This window comes from Paraburkholderia sp. SEWSISQ10-3 4 (assembly GCF_030464785.1).
In the GTDB taxonomy this organism is placed as follows: Bacteria; Pseudomonadota; Gammaproteobacteria; order Burkholderiales; family Burkholderiaceae; genus Paraburkholderia; species Paraburkholderia aspalathi.
Map to the genome: position 1 here is coordinate 58,789 of NZ_JALPRI010000032.1, position 17,382 is coordinate 76,170.

Consider the following 17,382-nt stretch of genomic DNA (forward strand, 5'->3'; position numbering starts at 1 on the left):
TTAGGAAGAGCATTACATAACGCCGACTTATCATTTGCTGCAAGACTGAATTACGGGTTTAGGGGTTTGCCCTAGATCACTCGCTTCCTAGAATCCCTCTATAGGCCGCCGAACACTTGTTGCGGCGCCGAATAAAACATCCTCGGAGGGAAGCATTATGAAATCGCTGATCAAAGCAGTCGCACTGGTCGTTGTTCTCGCAGCCCCGGTCGCTTCGTTCGCACAGTCCGAGCAACCGCTAACCCGCGCCGAAGTCAGGGCGCAACTGGTTCAGATTGAACAGGCCGGCTACAACCCCGCCACTGCAACCGACTCAACCTACCCCGCTGACATTCAGGCAGCCGAAGCACGCGTAGCCGCACAACATGACGCCACCGGTTACGGTTCGTCGGCAAACGGCTCATCGCAAACCGGCACACCGATGCCCGCTGCGCCTGCGGGCCAGTAAAACGCCAACGTTGTCTGTCTTTGCGTAGTTCGATGCGAGCCATGCTTGTCGAAGCATGCGCTCGCATGCATGCGTCCCACTGCGCATGACAATAACAATGACAGCGCAGTGTCAGAAAATCCTTTGACGAAAATAATGTCTCATATATCCTAAGCCGGCAGTCTGGTGGTTCTCGCAGCGCGGTCAATCCGCATCAGCGAGAACTTCTACTCAACGTCGCTTCGGGTTCCATCGTGAAAGTCCGTGGTCCATTGGTGAGATATCAGCCTGGTCGGGAAAGAACGTTCCTGTCCGGCTGTTCGATCGCTCATCAGGGGAGCAACTGCGCTTCGCCATCCCGCCCCCTGTCCATCGATACCGTGTTGTCGCGTCGCTCTGTGCGTCGACACAACGTCATTGCAGCACCCGCAGCTATCGGGGTGCGTACCGACGAAATCGCGTCGCTTCTGCCTTAGCCCCCTTCTCTTTTCGCGAGCAAGTGTTGCATGCGATCAGGCCGCTTTATCTAGCGGCTGAACGTCTGCAATGCGTTTGACCGTCCGCGCTTTGCATCTGTCTTGCTAGCGTTGGCCGGCTTATAGCGCTCGCCTCTCTGCGTCCCTTTTAGCTCTGCTGTGCGCTTGCGCTGCGGCAGGCGGCGTCACGTCCTTTATTCGTCGCATTCGTGCGGAACGTCTGGACGTGTGGGTCGTCACGCTCGTGCATCGGTGCCTGCGCTGCGGCGAAAACTGAAGATCGAAACCAAGGAGATAGTCGAATGAAGATCCGTCATGCCAAGCTTCTCTCGCTCACCGGCACGATGCTGTGCTCGTTGACCGCATTAACTCCGATGAACGCTGCACACGCGGCAGATACGACGATCAACGTCTACAACTGGTCGGACTACATCGCCAAAGACACGATTACCGGCTTCGAAAAGCAATCGGGCATCACGGTGAAATACGACAGCTACGATAGCGACGACACGCTGCAGGCGAAACTGCTGGCAGGCAGTTCCGGGTATGACATCGTTGTGCCCACATCGAGTTATATGGCGCGCCAGATCGAAGCCGGCGTGTATCAGAAGATCGACAAATCGAAGATGCCGAACCTCGCTAACCTCGATCCGGGATTGATGAAACTGATTGCCGATGCGGACCCCGGCAATCAGTATGGTGTGCCCTGGGCGTGGGGCACGGACGGTGTCGGCTATAACGTTCAGGCCGTGAAAAAAGCGCTCGGCGCCGATGCGCCGGTTGATAGCTGGTCGCTGTTGTTCGACCCGCAGAATCTTTCGAAACTGAAGAGTTGTGGCGTGTCTTTCCTCGACGCGGCGGCGGATGTTTTCCCGGCCGTGCTTCAGTACATGCATAAGGACCCGAACAGCACCAACCCCGGCGACTACCAGGCCGCATACGAAGTGCTGAAGAAAGTGCGGCCGTATATCACGCAGTTCAATTCGTCCGGCTACATCAACGATCTGGCGAACAACGATATCTGCGTGGCGTTGGGCTATTCGGGCGATGTGGGGATTGCGCGGCGACGTGCGTCGGAAGCGAAGCGTTCGTATGACGTACGGTTCTCGAATATCAAGGACGCCGGCCTGCTCTGGATGGACGTGATGGTGATTCCGAAAGATGCGCCGCACCCGGAAGCGGCGATGGCGTGGATGAACTACATCGAAGATCCGAAGGTCAGCGCGGCGATTACGAACGAAGTGTTCTATCCGACTGCGAATCGCGCTGCGAGACAGTTTGTGACGCCGGCGATCGAGCAGGATGCGAATGTGTATCCGCCTGAAGCTGTGCTGAACAAGATGACGTTGATGCGGCCGCAGCCTGCGCCGATCATGCGGCTTGAAAACCGTCTGTGGGCACAGTTGAAGTCGGGGAGTTGAGTTCGGTTTAGCTGATGTAGTCTGCTGACGTAGGTGTCACCTTTTGAGCGTGGCGCATGCAGTGGGTGTGTGCGCTACGCCCTTTTTGAAGCTTTGATTTTTAACTCTGTTTGCAGCGAGCCATTATGAGCATTTTGAATATCGTAGATTTTGCGCAGCCGGCCAAGGAAAGCGTTGAGTACATGCCGAAGGCGGAAGCGGTGCTTGCCGGCAATCCTTCGCAACTTGTTCACACGCATTTTGCTAGCCCGTGTGGGCAGCTCGCGGCGGGCGTTTGGGAAGGAGCTTGCGGGCAATGGACGGTGAATTTCACCGAGAGCGAGTATTGCGAGATTCTCGAGGGCGTGTCCGTGATTCGGGATGCGGATGGGACCAGCAAGACTGTCCGAGCCGGCGATCGGTTTTTGATTCCGGCGGGGTTTAAGGGGACGTGGGAAGTGCTTGAGCCGTGTAAGAAGATTTTTGTTTCGGTGGAGTTTAAGGCGTAGGTTGCTGCGGTGGTGCTGCTTTCAGGCTTCGCTGCCGTCAGCGTCTAGCTTGCGCCTTCATCACAAATCGCCTTGAGCTGGGCGACGAACTTTTCGGCTACCTCTCGCCCCGGGCTGTCCTCCCGCCAGATGGCTGACAGTGGAAGCGCTCCGAACAGCGGAGCGTAGCCGATCTTGCGCAATCCATACATGGCGCCGACTTCGTCGACCGCGAACCCCGGCAATACGGCAATCGCATCCGTTTGCGCGCAGATCGCGAGATTTATCGTATAGACGCGCGAGTAAATCACGCGATGCAGTATCGGTCCAGGCCCAGTTGATGGAGGGTCTCGGTCTAGCAAAACTCACCCCAAACTAGGCCGACGTCGCCTGACGATCGGGAAGACTGACCTTGATCGCGGTGCCGGTTCCCAGCGAACTGACCACCTCGATCCGACCGCCCAGCATCAGGACCCGTTCTTCCATCCCCGCAAGGCCGAACGATGTTTTTCTGATTGCCTGCGCGTCGAAACCCTGACCGTCGTCGCGGATCTCCAGCACGCAGGCGTCGGGCGTTCGTTCGAGCGTGATGATCACTTCGTTGGCCGACGCATGACGAGCGACGTTCGTCAGTGCCTCCTGAACGAGGCGAAACAGCACGATAGCGCGGTCCTCACTCATCACGATGGTCTCGTCCTGCACGTGAAGGCGGCACACCGTACGACCGTTGCGGTCGAACTCGGCAGCGAGCCACTCGAGCGCTGCCACGATGCCGGCGTCCAGTGCCGGCGGACGCAGCGACGCGATGACGCCGCGCACAACCTGCATGGTTTCGTCCACCAGAGCAATCAGCGCCCGGGTCCCGTCGAACAGCTCCGGGCGATCGTTGCCAAATTGCATGCGCAATGCCGACGCACGCATGCGAAGCGCGGTGAGATACTGCCCGAGCTCGTCGTGCATTTCCCGTGCGATGTGTTTGCGCTCTTCCTCGCGTGCCGTCTCGCGACGCGACGTGAGTTCCCGCAACATATCGTATGACTCCCGCAGGCGCTGCTCTGCCTCCTTGCGGTCGGTCAGATCGATCACGAAGGCGACGCCCTCCTTCCCGCCTGCTTCGAAAGCGACCCTGCCGATCATGACGGGCACGCGGCTGCCGTCTTTTCTTAGGTACTCCTTTTCCTCGGGCTGCAAGCGCCCAACCCTGCTGAGCTCTGCCAAAGCGTGTTCGGTACTTTCCCGCCATTCCGGGGGCGTCAGATCCGTCCAGCGCACTCGACCTGAGAGGAGATCCTCCCGCTCGTATCCCACCATGCGCAAGAATGCGTCATTGGCCTCGAGAATGTCGCCATCAACTCGCCACATGATGATGCCGATGATGTTGGCGTCGACAAGCCGCCGGATTCGGGATTCGCGTTCTGCAAGATCGCGGTAAAGGCGGGTATTTTCGAGCGATGTCGCGGCCTGAGAGGCGAGGAGCCTGAGTCCGGCAATCCGGGCCGGCGCGAAGACGCGGGTGATCAGATTGTTTTCGAGGTATAGCGCGCCGATGAGTTTGGCCCGATTCATCAAGGGCAGGCAAAGCATCGAACGGGTCTGGTGTTGACGGATGTACGGATCCGTGGCAAACGTGGGATCGCCCGCGGCATCGTCGAGAATTACGCTCTCCTGCGTGCGCAGGACATGGTAGAGAACGGACTCGGGCAGCATCGCCGCGCTCACCGGGACATCGCGTAGTTGCACGCGCGGCGTGTCGCCGTCCGTCGTGACCTCCGCCGCGATCCGTTGCTCATCGCCCTCTGGGAGAATCAAGAGGCCTCGCTCGGCGCCAGCCTGTTCGATCGCCGTGCGCATCACCGTGTCGATCAGCTTGTCGAGAACAATCTCTCCCGAGACCGCTTGCGACACTTTGATCACGGTCGCGAGGTCGAGGTGTTCGACCGGTGTCCCGATTGTGCTGGTTGGTCGAGGTGCCGGCTCGACCTCCCTGAGATACCGGTGCATCTCGTCGAGTTGCCGTACCTTGCCGTCTGCGCCCCAGCGTTGATAACCCTGCCGGGCGTCCTGCAGATACACGCGCGCGATCTTCTCGAACCCGCGCGCCGCGTAGAAGCGGGACGCGAGTTCGCCAGCAAGCGCTTCGTGGTGCACGAAACCGTTTGCGCGCGCTGACCGGATAGCCTCCTCATAGAGGCGCATCGCGTCGACGTCGCGGCCCTCCAGGCGGGCTAACTCGGCACTCACCAACACCGCGCGGTTCTCGAAGTTTTCGGGGCAAGTCTCCGCTCGTAATTGCAGTTGTCTGTTATGAGCCGTTATTGCTTCGAGGGACTCCCGTCGTTTGCGGTCGGATATAGGACCGCGCCAGGCGGCGAGAGATAGCGCGCTGTAAAAATGATATTCGGCCTCCTCCAGATAAGAGGCCGATGTCCACAAAAGACCTTGTGCCCTCAAGGAGGCCTCCGCGGCCGCCGCGTAATCGCCTGCAAAGAAGCGCGCCTGCAATTTGCGGGTCCAATACCAGCAATGGGCAATCACCAGGTCCGGATTTTCCGCGAAGTGGCGCTCGATCTGCGTCTCGTCAAACTGTCCGTCGTCAAAACAGCCGAAGGCGGGCGTCAGGCCTCGCAGCGTTCGTATCAGACCAAGCTGGGTAGAGCTGACGTCGATGGCGAATCCGAAATGCGATTTTTGCGCGAACGTCAGACTGGCTTCGGCTTCGCGCTGCACGTCCGCGAGCGCGTCTCCCGCGAAGAGCAAATTGGTCGTCATATGGGTGTAGCAGTAGGCCTCACAAACCAGATCGCCAGTATTCTTCGCAGCCTCGACCCCGCGGCGCACCAGCTCCCGGCCACCCCGGAGATGTCTGGCCATCGGCAAAATGACATTTCCAAAGTGCATATAGGTTCTTGCGCGAAAGCGCATCAACCCGCGCCGTTCGACCAGGTCGTAACCAAGCTGCCCGAATTGAAATCCGACCTTGTAGTGGCCAAAACGCGCTCCGGCAATCATGCCGAGCCGGACATAGGCAGAGGAAGATCCGTCGCAATTGCCGCGTTCGAGGCTCAGATTCACTGCCGTGGAGACGACCAGCGACCATAGATTGGCATCGGTAAACAACGCCGCCGGCATGACTTTGACCAGGACGTCCATTGTCGCCAGCGATTCCGGGTCGGTCATCAGCGGCAGATCGATGAGCCTTTCGATCGGGAGGTTCCCAAGCTGGGACCAGATTCGCTCGTATTCCTTTCGCGCTTTCTCTTCTCTTGTATGCGGCGACCAGTCGATCCCGAGATGTTTCAGATAGTCGAGAGCGACCGCGACGGCGCGGCTGGCCTGATCGAGCGTCATGTACAGGTCGACGCGCAAACACGCTACATTGGCGCGCTCAGGCACAGTCGCGGCACAGCGTGAAAGCACGTTCAAGCGCTTTTCTGCGACCGGTAACCAACCGGTCAAAAATTCGCATTCGGCCCGGTTCAACTCCAGCGCGAAGATCAGTTCATGCCTGCGCGCCCAGCAGTCGTCCGTGAGGAGTTCAGCGCCGGTGGTCAGATAGGTGAGCGCCGATTCATAGGCTGACGAGGCCTTCGCGCGCTGGCCGGCTATCAGATTGAACTCAGCCAGTTGCTCCCGCTCTTCCTGTCGCGCAACAAGGGCCACGCCGCGGTTGAGTTGATTGACAATCTCGAAGATGGCTTCTTTCCGATTCTCGGGCAGCGTTTGCGCCGCAAGCAGCCGCCCTATGCGCAGATGGGCCTCCTCGCGCGCGGCCTCCGGGATCATCGAGTAGGCACCCTCCTGCACCCGGTCATGCGCGAATCGGAAGGATTCCTCAAGCTGCTCGATAAGCTCCTGTTCCACTGCCGGTCGCAACAACGCCCGGATCTCCTGCCTCGAATTTTCAAGAACGTTCGACAGCATCGCCATCGTGGCGGTGTTGCCAAGGCAGGCAAACTGTTGCAGCGCCCGCCGCGTTTCGACCGGCAAGCGCGCCAGCTTCGCAACCATCAGGTCCGCTACGTTGTCCGTATAGCCCTTGCCATGAATGTTCGGCAGATCCCAGAGCCAGCGGGCCGCGTCGTGATCGAAGCCGAGCAAGCCTTCATCAACGAGCGCATGTAGAAACTGAACGACGAAAAACGGGTTACCGGCGGTCCTCTCGTGTACAAGCTGCGCGAGCGGTCCGGCGCGTTCCGGCGTGTCGTGCAGCGCCTCTGCGATCAATTGCTCGACGTGCTCGCTCGCCAGCGGCGCCAGGGCGACTTCATCGAACTTCGCGCCCGCGTTTCTGACGGCCTGAAGCGTGCGCATCAGCGGATGCGTGGCGTCGACCTCGTTGCTGCGATAGGCCCCGATCAACATCAAATGACGCAGGTCCTGACGCGTGAGCAGGTCCTCCAACAGATCGAGCGTCGCGGCGTCGAGCCACTGCAGATCGTCGAGAAACAGCGCCAGCGGATGCTCCGGTCTGGCAAAGACTCCTATGAAGCGCCGGAAGACAAGCTGAAAACGACGTTGCGCATGATGCGGCTCGAGTTCCGGGACAGGCGGCGGATCACCGATGATCAACTTAAGTTCGGGGATCAGATCGGTCATGAGCCGTGCGTTAGATCCGAGGGCCTCCGTCAGGTCGCCGCGCCAGATCGCCAGTTCCACTTCGCGTTTGCCGAGCAGGGGTCGCACGAGTCCCCTGAAAGCTTGCACCAGCGTCGAATAGGGTATGTCGCGCTTGTACTGGTCGAACTTGCCGGAGGCAAAGAGTCCCCTCGGCGGGACCAACACCTTGTGTAGCTCATTGACGACCGCGGATTTGCCGATGCCGGAATAGCCGGAAACCAGCACCAGTTCCGGCGCGCCGCTACTGACGACGCGGTGGAAAGCGGCCACCAGCGCTCCAACCTCGCGCTCCCGTCCATAGAGCTTCTCGGGGATGAGCAGCCGGTCGGGCGTGTCGTGCGCGCCCAGCCGGAAGGCGTCGACGCGATGCCGGAGCTCCCATTCGGCAAGGCAATGCCGCAGATCCCACTCGACGCCGGCTGCGGTCTGGTAGCGCTCCTCGGGTGTCTTCGCGAGCAGCTTCATGACCACGGCGGAGACGCCGCGCGGGACCATCGTGACCCGCACGTTGGGTGACATCGGCGTGCGGGCAACATGGCAGTGCACCCACTCCATCGGGTCGGCAGCGCTGAACGGCAGTGTGCCGGTGAGCATCTGGTAGAGCGTGACGCCGAACGCGTAGAGGTCGCTGCGCGAATCGATCGAACGATTCATCCGTCCGGTCTGCTCGGGTGCCATGTAGGCGAGCGTCCCGGCGATGGTTTCGGGCGGCTCGGGCGGTTGCCGTTCGCGTGGGAGCCGCGAGGCAATGCCGAAGCCGGTCAGCCGCACTTGAGCGTCCGCGCAGTTCACCAGGATATGAGCCGGCTTGAGGTCCTTGTGGACGAGGCCGTGCTGATGGAGCTTGCCCAGCGCTGCGGCGATTCCCCCGGCAACGCGCAGAACACTGCCTGCCTCCATCGGCGCACCGACCAATCGCTCGAGCGGTTCGCCGCCCGGATCCTCGAGCACCAGCATCGTGCGGCCGTCTGCCCGCAGCAGTTCCTTGGGGCGCACCGCCCACGCGCTACCGAGTTGATCCCTCAGCGCGAACTCATGAGCGAGGCGCGCGAGGCTGGCGGGTGAGGGATGTTCGGCGGCGATGCGCGCAACAAGCACGCTGTCGCCGCCGTCTCGTGGCTGCCACCGACAGAACACGCGCTCGCCATCCTCCCAAAGAATCTGGAGGCCGCTACCTGGGTCGAATCCGTGTGTGGCGTCCATCTGTCGTGGCTGGTGTTCGAGCTTCGCCCGTCATGGCTCAAGAGGGCGCGCGCCCCGTTCCTTTGGCTCACTGCACCGGTACGCACGAAATGCACGGGACAAGGCGACATTTGCACGATCGGCAATGCTTACAACTGACAGTATCGTTGTCACGATACACCTTGACGACCGCGGCAAGATATTCGCCTCAACCCTTTGGGAGGCCTTTGGAACGGCCGGTGCCATCTCCTTTGTGCCGAGCCGGCAGCACGGTTCTGGCGAAAGCGATTCGCCTAAAGTCTGATGAAAGGCGCGGCGTTCCGCGCCTTTGTTTGGTTATCCAAACTTAACGAAGTTGTGCACGGGCAGCGGGCCGCCCGGGATTTGAACTAGCTGGCCCCCGGCTTCGAGCGAACCCAGGTCGATGCCGAAGAAATCGAGCTTCTCGATCAATCCGCTCACTGCCGCTTTCGCCTGTGCGTCGTCTCCCGCGAAGAACAGCACGCGGCGTCCGCCTTCGGCCTGTGGATCCTTCAAGAGGAGATGTGCCGGCAGATGATTGAACGCCTTCACGACGCGTGCGCCCGGCACGAGTTCCGAGAAGATTCCGCTCGACGTCCGGCCATGCAATTCGGCCGGCTTGAACAGCGGCGGCTCGATCGCGTTGTTCGCGTCGATCACGATGCGGCCGCCGAAGTCCGGCAGCCCGGCCAAGGCGGTCGGCAGCTTCGCCCAGTTGACTGCGACAAGGACGATGTCCTGCGCGGCCGCCTGTTCGCGCGTTCCCGGCGTGATCGATGGACCGAGCTCGCGCACGAGGTCAGCGAGTGAGGCCGGGCCCCGGCTGTTCGCAATAACGGCCTTGAGGCCTTTGCCCGCCAGCGCTCTCGCGAACGCGGATCCGATGGCGCCTGCTCCGATGATACCGATGGTGCTCATAACGATGCTCCTGGTGAAGAGTGATCAATCAAGTGGTAAGCCGGCAAGGAGAGGGACATCTGAGGTTCACTCCCACGGCTAGGTGACTGAATGTTGCCGCCTTTATTGCTTGATGATTAGCCGGGAATCGCTTGAATTATTTTCAAGCAATGCTTTAAGATTTCCGCATGGAAACCCTCGCCAACCTTGAGTCGTTTGTCCGCAGCGCCGAAACGGGCAGCTTCTCCGCGGCCGCGCGGCGCCTTGCGCTGACGCCCGCCGCGGTCAGCCGCAACGTTGCGCTGCTCGAACGCAATCTCGGTGTGCGGCTATTCCAACGCTCGACGCGCAAGCTCACGCTGACCGAGGCGGGCGAGCGCTTTCTCGTGGAAATCGGCGGCAATCTGGATGCGCTGCAGGCGGCAATCGCGTCCGTCTCGAACGATCGGAGCGAGCCGGCCGGCGTGCTGAAGGTCAGCATGGCGCCGACGTTCGGCATCACGTACGTCATGCCGCTGCTGCCGGCGTTCCTCGCACGCTATCCAATGATTCGTCCGGATTGGCACTTCGAGAACCGGCCGGTTGACCTGATTGAAGAGGGCTACGACGCAGCGCTGGGTGGTGGCTTCGATCTCGCACCGGGCGTCGTGTCGCGCGCATTGACGCCCGCGCATCTCGTGGCGGTTGCGTCTCCGGCTTACATGGCCGGCCGCCTATCGCCGATAGATCCCGGCGATCTTGCGGACCTCGACGGCATCGTGATGCGCTCGAGCCGCACGGGCCGCGTGCGTCATCGGACGATGCGTAACGCGGTAGGCGATGAGATGCCCGCACAGCTCGGCGAGACCATCATGGTCAATGACCCGGCAGCAATGCGCGAGGCAGCGATTCTCGGACTGGGCGTGACGTTGCTGGCCGTGTCGGACGTGCTGTCTTCGATTGAACGAGGGGAACTCGTGCGATTGCTACCGCGCTGGTACGCGGACGCCGGGGCGATCTCGATCTACTACGCGACGCGAGCGCTTCTGCCGGCGAAAACTCGGGTGTTTGTCGATTTCGTTGTCGAGGCATTCGAGCGGGAGCGGTTGGCTGAGAGGTTTGCAGGCAGCATCGGGTGAGTCGCGCCGCGCAGGCACGCTCCCTCCTTCCCCACGAAATGCACCGTTCCTGAACGCGTTCGCCAGTAACACGCGCAGGCGCACGGAACCGGTGCGCCTGCGGCGGCCACGCCTCCGTTAAAGACCAGCCTGCATGTCCCGCACAGCCGCGCCAGACCCACATCACAGCGCGCTTACCCACCTCCTCGCTTCCCTGGCTCGGATTCTGCTTATGCAGGAATTATTGTTGAACAATATTTTTTCTATTGTTCAACAATGTATATTACCTCCACTCCGACGAGCGAGAACTCCATGAAAGCCCAACCTGATCTGAAAACTGTCATGCCCTCCCTGCCGCGGGTCGCGAAGTGCGCCGCCGCGCTCGCGCTATTCGCCGCGTCTCACGCGTTCGCCTCGAGCGGCGCGCCGACCGTGGCGCCCGGCAAGCTGACGATCGGCGCGGATCTGACGTATCCGCCGTACGACTACGTGCAGGGCGCGGATCCGGCCGGCTTCGATCCCGCGTTCATGACGAAGCTCGCCGGGCATCTGAAGCTCCAGCCCGGCTTCGTCGACACACGTTTCGCGAATCTGATCCTCGGCGTGAACGCCAATCGCTTCGACGTAATCGCGTCGGCGCTCTATGTAACGCCGGAGCGCGCGAAACAGATCGACTTCGTGCCCTACCTGAAAACCGGCGGGTCGCTGCTCGCCTTGAGCCACACCGGCTTTGAGCCGAAGAAGCCCGAAGATCTGTGTGGCAAGCGCGTGAGCTCGATCAAGGGTGCATCGTGGATTCCGAAACTCAACGACGTGTCGAAGCAGGTCTGTACGCCTGCCGGCCGCGGCGCAATCGACGTGCGCGAGTTCGAGACTTCGCCGGAAGCGGCCCAGGCCATCCTCTCGCACGCCGTCGACGCGCAATTCGAAGATTCGGCCGTCGCGCAAATGACCGTCAACAAGCTCGGCGGACGCGTGGCGATTACGTCGACAACCCCGCTCTATCCGGTCGTCATCGGGCTCGGCGTCAAGAAAGGCAATGACGCGCTGCTGGCCCAATTGAAGAGCGCGTTTGCGTCGATGAAGCAGCTGGGCGAATACCAGGCGCTACTCAAGCAGTACAACGTCGCGGAGCCGACCGGCAATGACATTGCCCAGGCGCTCGGCACGGCATCGAACTAACTGCACGTTGCGCGCGCAGCCAGAGGCCGGGCACTCGCCCGCGCCCTCGCGGCTACGCGTCGTAAGGGGAAGCACATGGTATTCGACTGGCACTACACGGCTTCGCTGTTGTTCGACGCCGCCTTCTGGAAAGCCACCTGGCTCGTCGTCGAATTGAGCGCCGCGACCTGGCTTGTCGGCATTGTCGCGGGCTTCGCACTCGCGCTCGGCAAACAGTCTGTGTTCATGCCGCTACGCGTGGCATGCAGCACCTACATCTGGCTCTTTCGCAGCCTGCCGCTGCTGGTGCTGCTGATCTTTGTCTATAACCTGCCGCAGGTGCTGCCCTGGACGGGCGGCCTGTTGTCCGACCCGTTCTGGGCCGGCCTGCTGGCGCTTTCGATCAGCGAAGCGGCCTACATCGCCGAGATCCATCGCGGCGGCCTGCTGTCGCTCCACAAGGGCCAGCTCGAAGCAGGCAAGGCGCTCGGGATCCGCTTTGTCGGCCTGCAACGGTTGATCGTGTTGCCGCAGGCGTTTCGCGTCGCGCTGCCCTCGCTCATTAACGAGTACGTTACGATCGTCAAACTGACGTCGCTCGTGTCCGTCATTTCGCTCGCGGAAATCCTGCTGGTCGGCGAACGCCTGTACACGCAGAACTTCAAGGTGCTGGAGACGATGCTGGCCGTCTCGTTCTACTATGTGCTGATCGTCACGGTGTTCGGCCACGCGTTGAAAATGCTCGAAAAGCACCTTGATGTCACGCTCCGCTCGCGGGCTGCGAATGCCGTCATTCCCGTGGAAACACCGCGGCCCGTGCAGGCAGCAAAGGACGTTCGTACCGCGCGAGCAGGCAGCGCGACGCGTTCGCTGGAAGCCATCGGCATCCGCAAGCGCTACGGCGATCATGAAGTGCTCAAGGGGATCGACTTGACCGTGCGCGCAGGAGAAGTAGTGTCGATCATCGGCCCGTCGGGTTCGGGCAAGACTTCGCTGATCCGCACGCTGAACGGCCTCGAGACGCTCGACGGCGGCGAAGTGCGCCTGCATGACAAGGCGTTCCTGTGGCCGCCCCGTGCGAGGCATGGCAAGGTGCCGCATGCGCAGTACATGCGCGGCATCCTCGATATCGGCATGGTGTTTCAGAGCTTCAACCTGTTTCCACATAAGACGGTGCTGCAGAATGTGACGCTCGCGCCCCGCTATCACGGGCGTCTGACCGGAACCCCGCTCGACGAATCCGGCATGCGTTTGCTGGCAAAGGTAGGCATGGCCGCGCATGCGCACAAGTATCCGCATCAGTTGTCCGGCGGTCAGCAGCAGCGCGTCGCGATTGCGCGGGCACTCGCGATGCAGCCGTCGATTGTTCTGTTCGACGAACCGACGTCGGCGCTCGATCCGGAACTGGTCAACGAAGTACTGAAGGTCATCGAGGGACTTGCCCAGGAAGGCATGACCATGATTATCGTCACACACGAAATCAACTTTGCGTTCCGTATTTCAGACCGTATCGTGTTCATGGAAGCAGGCATGATAGTGAGCGATGCGCCGCCGCGCGAACTGGCGACGCTCGACAAGACTTCGCGTATCGCCAGCTTCCTCAAAGACGTCCACCTTGCATAAAACACCGTATGCCCACCTCGCAATCAACTGTTACTCCCCTCGCTGCGCAGGAGCCCGAGCAATCGGTCACGGACCGGATTCTGTCGACGATCCGCAACGAGATCATTGAAGGCAAATTGCCGCCGGGCACCGCACTCGTCGAGAACGATCTCACCCAGGCGCACGAGGTCTCGCGCAACACGCTGCGTGAAGCGCTGCGTCTCTTGTGCCGTGAAGGGCTCGCGGTGCATTACCGGCATCGCGGCGTGATCGTGCGCACCCTGACGCGCCACGATGTGCGCGACATCTATCGGGTGCGGCGCACGCTCGAACTGCAAGCCCTGATGCGCGAAGACCCGATTGAGGAAGATGAAATCGCGGCGATGCGCGACGCCGTCGTGCACGCGCAAGCGGCGGCGGACGAAGGCGACTGGCGCAGCGTCGGCACCTACAGTCTGCTGTTTCACCGGCGCATCGTGCAGTTGCTCGGCAGCCCGCTGTTCGACACATTCTTCACGACGATACTGGCGCAACTGCGCCTTGTGTTTGCGTCGGCCCCCGACGAGCGGCGCTTCCAGCGTCCCTGGATTGCGAAGGATCAGGAGATTCTCGAACTGATCGCGAGTGGGCGCACCGCCGAGGCGAGCGCCGCGCTTGCCGGTTACCTGAAGCAATCGGAGCACGCGCTGCTCGATTACCTTTGATTCGTTGCCTCTCATTCCTGCTTCGTCCACCGATTCACGGCTACTGCTCACACAGGCGACCGCGCGTGACAAGCGCAGCCTGTCCGTGTGCTTTATCAAGGAGTCTCCATCATGTTGAATTACCCCGCCGCCTATCAATCCACCAAGGGCTCCGCGCTCGACCCCGACAAGGCGTTTTATGGTCGCATCGCCTCCGAACACGATACGCGCACGCTGGTCGAATCGATCGTCGTGCCCATTCGCTCGGGTCAGGCATGGACCGTACCGGCTGGCCACGTGTTTCGCATCGTCACGATTGAAGGTCCGCAAGTAGCCGACCTGAACATGTGGAATCTGCACAACCCGCGCGAGCGCATGTGGGCCTCGCGCACGCGCCAGTTACAGCAGGCGCACGTGAGCACCTTCGACCGTTTGTGGTCGACGCTACCCTTCCTGCGCCCCATGGTGACGATCACCGACGACAGCCTCGCCGACTACGGCGTCGACGAGCATGGCGGCCGCGTTCACGACCTGCTCGGCACGCGATGTGATCCGTACGTGAACCGCATGCTGACAGGTGAGGATTTCCATTTCCACTGCCACTCGAACCTGACGCGCGCAATTGCTCCGTATGGCTTGACCGAATACGACGTGCACGACGTGCTGAACGTGTTCCAGTGCACCGGGCTGAATCTCGAAGACAAGTACTTCATGAAAGCCTGTCCCGCGAAGAAGGGGGATTACCTCGAATTTTTCGCGGAAATCGACCTGCTTTGCGCGTTGTCGACCTGCCCTGGCGGCGATCTCTCGTTGCCGATGTGGGGGCCGGACGCGCGCGATCCGCTGGAGGTATGCCGTCCGCTTGGCATCGAGATCTACCGGCTCGCACCGCAGATGCTGGAGGGATGGACCTCGCCCGCGGTCGCCGCGTACAAGGGACAGCACGGGATGACGTTGCAGCAGCCGCAGTGGAAGTGTGGGTGTTGAGGATTCAGCATCGGCGCAAGGCTTGCAAGCTCGCATGGCAAACGCAACGCGTCGATCTAACTTCTCGCCGATGACAGCTCGGTGCGCTTGCGCTGCAGGAAGCGGCGCACGGCCGGATCGCGCTCGAGTCCGATCGCGAGATCGTACGCGCCGAGCGCTTCGGCCGTTGCTCCGGCACGCGCGAGCAGATCGGCACGCGCGGCCCAGTACGGCTGGTAGTCGGCCAACCGCGGATCGTCCGAATAGGGCTCGAGCGCGTCGAGCGCCGCCTGCGGGCCGTCCCGTTCCGCCAAGGCGAGCGCACGGTTGACCGCTACCACCGGCGATGCCGCAATCGCGAGAAGCGCATCGTAGAGCTGTACGATCTCGCCCCAGTTCGGCCGATGCGTCTGGCAGCGGTAAATGTGCGCCGACTGCAGCGCGGCTTCGAGCTGAAAGCGTCCGATCGCGTTGAATGTGCTCGCGCGTCGCAACAGTGCGTTGGCAGCGTCGATCATCGGCGTGTTCCATGTCGCCGGATCCTGAGCCGACAGCGGCACGTAGTCGCCGGCCGCATCGCGTCGTGCATCGCGCCGCGCCTGGGCATACAGCATTAGCGCGAGCAGACCCAGTGCCTCCGGCTCCTCGGGCAGCAGCTCGATGAGCAGTTGCGCAAGAAACATTGCCTCGCCGACGAGATCGCGCCGCTCAGTATCACCGCCAACCGGATCGGTCCACCCTTCCGCGTACGCCGCATAGACCGCTTCCAGCACGGCAGCGAGCCGGCCGGGCAACTCCTCGCGCTCGGGCACGCTAAACGGGATGCCCGCTTCGCGGATCTTGTTCTTCGCCCGCGCGAGACGCTTGCTCATTGCGGCGGGCGACATCAGGAACGCGGACGCGATCGTCTTCGCTTCGAGCCCCAGCACCACCTGCAACATCAGCGGCGTGCGAATCGCGGCCTCGAGCGCGGGGTGCGTGCACGCGAACAGCAGCGCAAGCCGCCGGTCGGGCAACACGCCTGCTTCATGCTCGTCGATCTCGTCGGCGAGGATCGCGAGCTGGTTCACGACTTCGTCGCCGACATGCCGATGGCGCGCGCCATCGATCGCCCGGCGGCGCGCAACCGTCATCAGCCACGCTTCGGGATTCGCGGGGCAGCCGCGCTCGGGCCAGTCCACGAGCGCGGCTGCAAACGCGTCCGCCAGCGCGTCCTCGGCCGCGGCGACGTCGCGCGTGCGCATCGCCAGCAGCGCGACGAGCTTGCCGTAACTGCGGCGAGCGACCGCCTCGGCAATCGAACGCGCGGCGCCGTCAGCTTCACGGCCGCCGCCGGACGGACTCATACAGCAGATGGCGCGTCGTAGGGGGCAGTCCAGACCGGCCGCACTTCCATGAGGCCGTGCGCCGCGCCTGGACAACGCGACGCCCACGCGATCGCCGCGTCCAGGTTGGGCACGTCGATCAGGTAGTAGCCGGCGAGCTGCTCCTTCGAATCGGAATACGGTCCGTCGAGCACCTGCGGCTTGCCGTCGACGAGCCGCACCGTGGTGGCCGAGTTCGTGTTCTGCAGCCGGTTGGCGCCCACCAGCACCTCCGCTTTTTTCAACGACTCGGTGTACGCGTGATACGCGGCGACGCCTTGCTGCCGCTCGCTGTCGGTCATCTTGTTCCAGCCGTTTTCTTCCGAATAGATCATCAATAGGTATTGCATATGAGCCTCCGTCATGGGGTTGAGGCGGGTGAACATATCGGGCCGCCATGACAATGACGCTCGGGCGGCATGCTAACGGACAGGCGGTGGAGAAAAAATTGCGGACGGTGCAGCCGCCTTAATTGTTCACCTCCGTCGAGGGCCCGCCGCGCGGCCTGGCTCACCCGTACCCGTCGCAGCTGTTTGGCGACTTCTCCCCTAGGCTTTGTACCGACCTTTATTCAGAGTGGCACGTGCGATCTGCTCCTGTCAAACGCCGCGCGCCAGAAGACCGGGAGCTGCGCGCGGATCAGGTCGCACGCGACTCCCCCGCAGCCCCTGAGGCAATAGCTGCCCGGATCTTTGCGTGGCTTCCCTCGCGGCCCGAATCTGACCCATCTCAGTCAGATTGCTCATCTGTCACCTCGTCGGAGGTTTGCCTTCCCTCCCACTACGCTTGAGACAGCATGGCCTCGAACTCCGGCACGGCCGTGAACAGATCGCCCACCAGACCGTAATCGGCGACGCTGAAAATCGGCGCTTCAGGGTCCTTGTTGATCGCCACGATGACCTTCGAGTCCTTCATCCCGGCCAGATGCTGGATCGCACCCGAGATGCCGACCGCCACATACAGTTGCGGCGCGACGATCTTGCCGGTCTGGCCGACCTGAT

The 17,382-nt window shown here is 61.8% G+C and carries 14 protein-coding genes; 8 read left to right on the plus strand and 6 right to left on the minus strand.

Annotated features, from left to right (window positions below; translation table 11 throughout):
- Positions 1-157: 157 nt before the first annotated feature.
- From M0D68_RS34350 to M0D68_RS34360, 3 genes are all read left to right on the plus strand, one after another.
- Complete coding sequence (locus tag M0D68_RS34350; RefSeq protein ID WP_093635095.1) at positions 158-448, plus strand: DUF4148 domain-containing protein; 291 nt, start codon at positions 158-160, stop codon at positions 446-448.
- A gap of 799 nt (positions 449-1,247) precedes the next feature.
- On the plus strand, positions 1,248-2,324 hold the full coding sequence (locus tag M0D68_RS34355; protein WP_234486705.1) for a polyamine ABC transporter substrate-binding protein: 1,077 nt from the start codon (positions 1,248-1,250) through the stop codon (positions 2,322-2,324).
- Positions 2,325-2,449: 125 nt separating this feature from the next.
- The gene (locus M0D68_RS34360) at positions 2,450-2,812 is read left to right on the plus strand and encodes a cupin domain-containing protein (protein WP_200653073.1); all 363 of its coding nucleotides are present in this window, start codon (positions 2,450-2,452) and stop codon (positions 2,810-2,812) included.
- A gap of 44 nt (positions 2,813-2,856) precedes the next feature.
- On the opposite strand, the gene M0D68_RS34365 is transcribed toward M0D68_RS34360, so the two are convergent.
- The 3 genes from M0D68_RS34365 to M0D68_RS34375 form a co-directional block, all read right to left on the minus strand.
- Positions 2,857-3,102 carry a hypothetical protein gene (locus M0D68_RS34365; protein WP_266226709.1) on the minus strand — a complete coding sequence of 82 codons (246 nt, stop codon included), beginning with the start codon at positions 3,100-3,102 and terminating at the stop codon, positions 2,857-2,859.
- A gap of 64 nt (positions 3,103-3,166) precedes the next feature.
- Positions 3,167-8,611 (minus strand): AAA family ATPase, encoded by a 5,445-nt coding sequence (locus M0D68_RS34370; RefSeq protein ID WP_266226710.1) that lies wholly within the window; start codon positions 8,609-8,611, stop codon positions 3,167-3,169.
- A 315-nt stretch (positions 8,612-8,926) separates the two neighbouring features.
- Positions 8,927-9,529, minus strand: coding sequence for an NADPH-dependent F420 reductase (locus M0D68_RS34375; protein WP_266211439.1), 603 nt, complete (start codon positions 9,527-9,529; stop codon positions 8,927-8,929).
- A 167-nt stretch (positions 9,530-9,696) separates the two neighbouring features.
- Between M0D68_RS34375 and M0D68_RS34380 the strand changes: the two genes are divergently transcribed.
- The 5 genes from M0D68_RS34380 to M0D68_RS34400 all read left to right on the plus strand — a co-directional run bounded on the left by M0D68_RS34380 (position 9,697) and on the right by M0D68_RS34400 (position 15,038).
- The gene (locus tag M0D68_RS34380) at positions 9,697-10,626 is read left to right on the plus strand and encodes a LysR family transcriptional regulator (protein WP_200619510.1); all 930 of its coding nucleotides are present in this window, start codon (positions 9,697-9,699) and stop codon (positions 10,624-10,626) included.
- 321 nt (positions 10,627-10,947) lie between these two features.
- Positions 10,948-11,787 (plus strand): transporter substrate-binding domain-containing protein, encoded by an 840-nt coding sequence (locus M0D68_RS34385; RefSeq protein ID WP_266226716.1) that lies wholly within the window; start codon positions 10,948-10,950, stop codon positions 11,785-11,787.
- A gap of 75 nt (positions 11,788-11,862) precedes the next feature.
- Positions 11,863-13,389 carry an amino acid ABC transporter permease/ATP-binding protein gene (locus M0D68_RS34390; protein WP_266226711.1) on the plus strand — a complete coding sequence of 509 codons (1,527 nt, stop codon included), beginning with the start codon at positions 11,863-11,865 and terminating at the stop codon, positions 13,387-13,389.
- An 8-nt stretch (positions 13,390-13,397) separates the two neighbouring features.
- Complete coding sequence (locus M0D68_RS34395; protein ID WP_093635085.1) at positions 13,398-14,072, plus strand: GntR family transcriptional regulator; 675 nt, start codon at positions 13,398-13,400, stop codon at positions 14,070-14,072.
- Between the two features lie 111 nt (positions 14,073-14,183).
- The gene (locus M0D68_RS34400) at positions 14,184-15,038 is read left to right on the plus strand and encodes a DUF1989 domain-containing protein (RefSeq protein WP_054040108.1); all 855 of its coding nucleotides are present in this window, start codon (positions 14,184-14,186) and stop codon (positions 15,036-15,038) included.
- A 56-nt stretch (positions 15,039-15,094) separates the two neighbouring features.
- On the opposite strand, the gene M0D68_RS34405 is transcribed toward M0D68_RS34400, so the two are convergent.
- The 3 genes from M0D68_RS34405 to M0D68_RS34415 all read right to left on the minus strand — a co-directional run.
- Complete coding sequence (locus M0D68_RS34405; RefSeq protein ID WP_200653068.1) at positions 15,095-16,363, minus strand: RNA polymerase sigma factor; 1,269 nt, start codon at positions 16,361-16,363, stop codon at positions 15,095-15,097.
- Positions 16,360-16,731: a YciI family protein gene (locus M0D68_RS34410; protein WP_054040106.1), complete on the minus strand. Its 372-nt coding sequence runs from the start codon at positions 16,729-16,731 to the stop codon at positions 16,360-16,362. Before M0D68_RS34410 ends, M0D68_RS34405 begins: the two co-directional genes overlap by 4 nt.
- Before the next feature lie 430 nt (positions 16,732-17,161).
- A partial coding sequence (locus tag M0D68_RS34415; protein ID WP_266226713.1) for an electron transfer flavoprotein subunit alpha/FixB family protein occupies positions 17,162-17,382 on the minus strand: 221 nt, incomplete at its 5' end.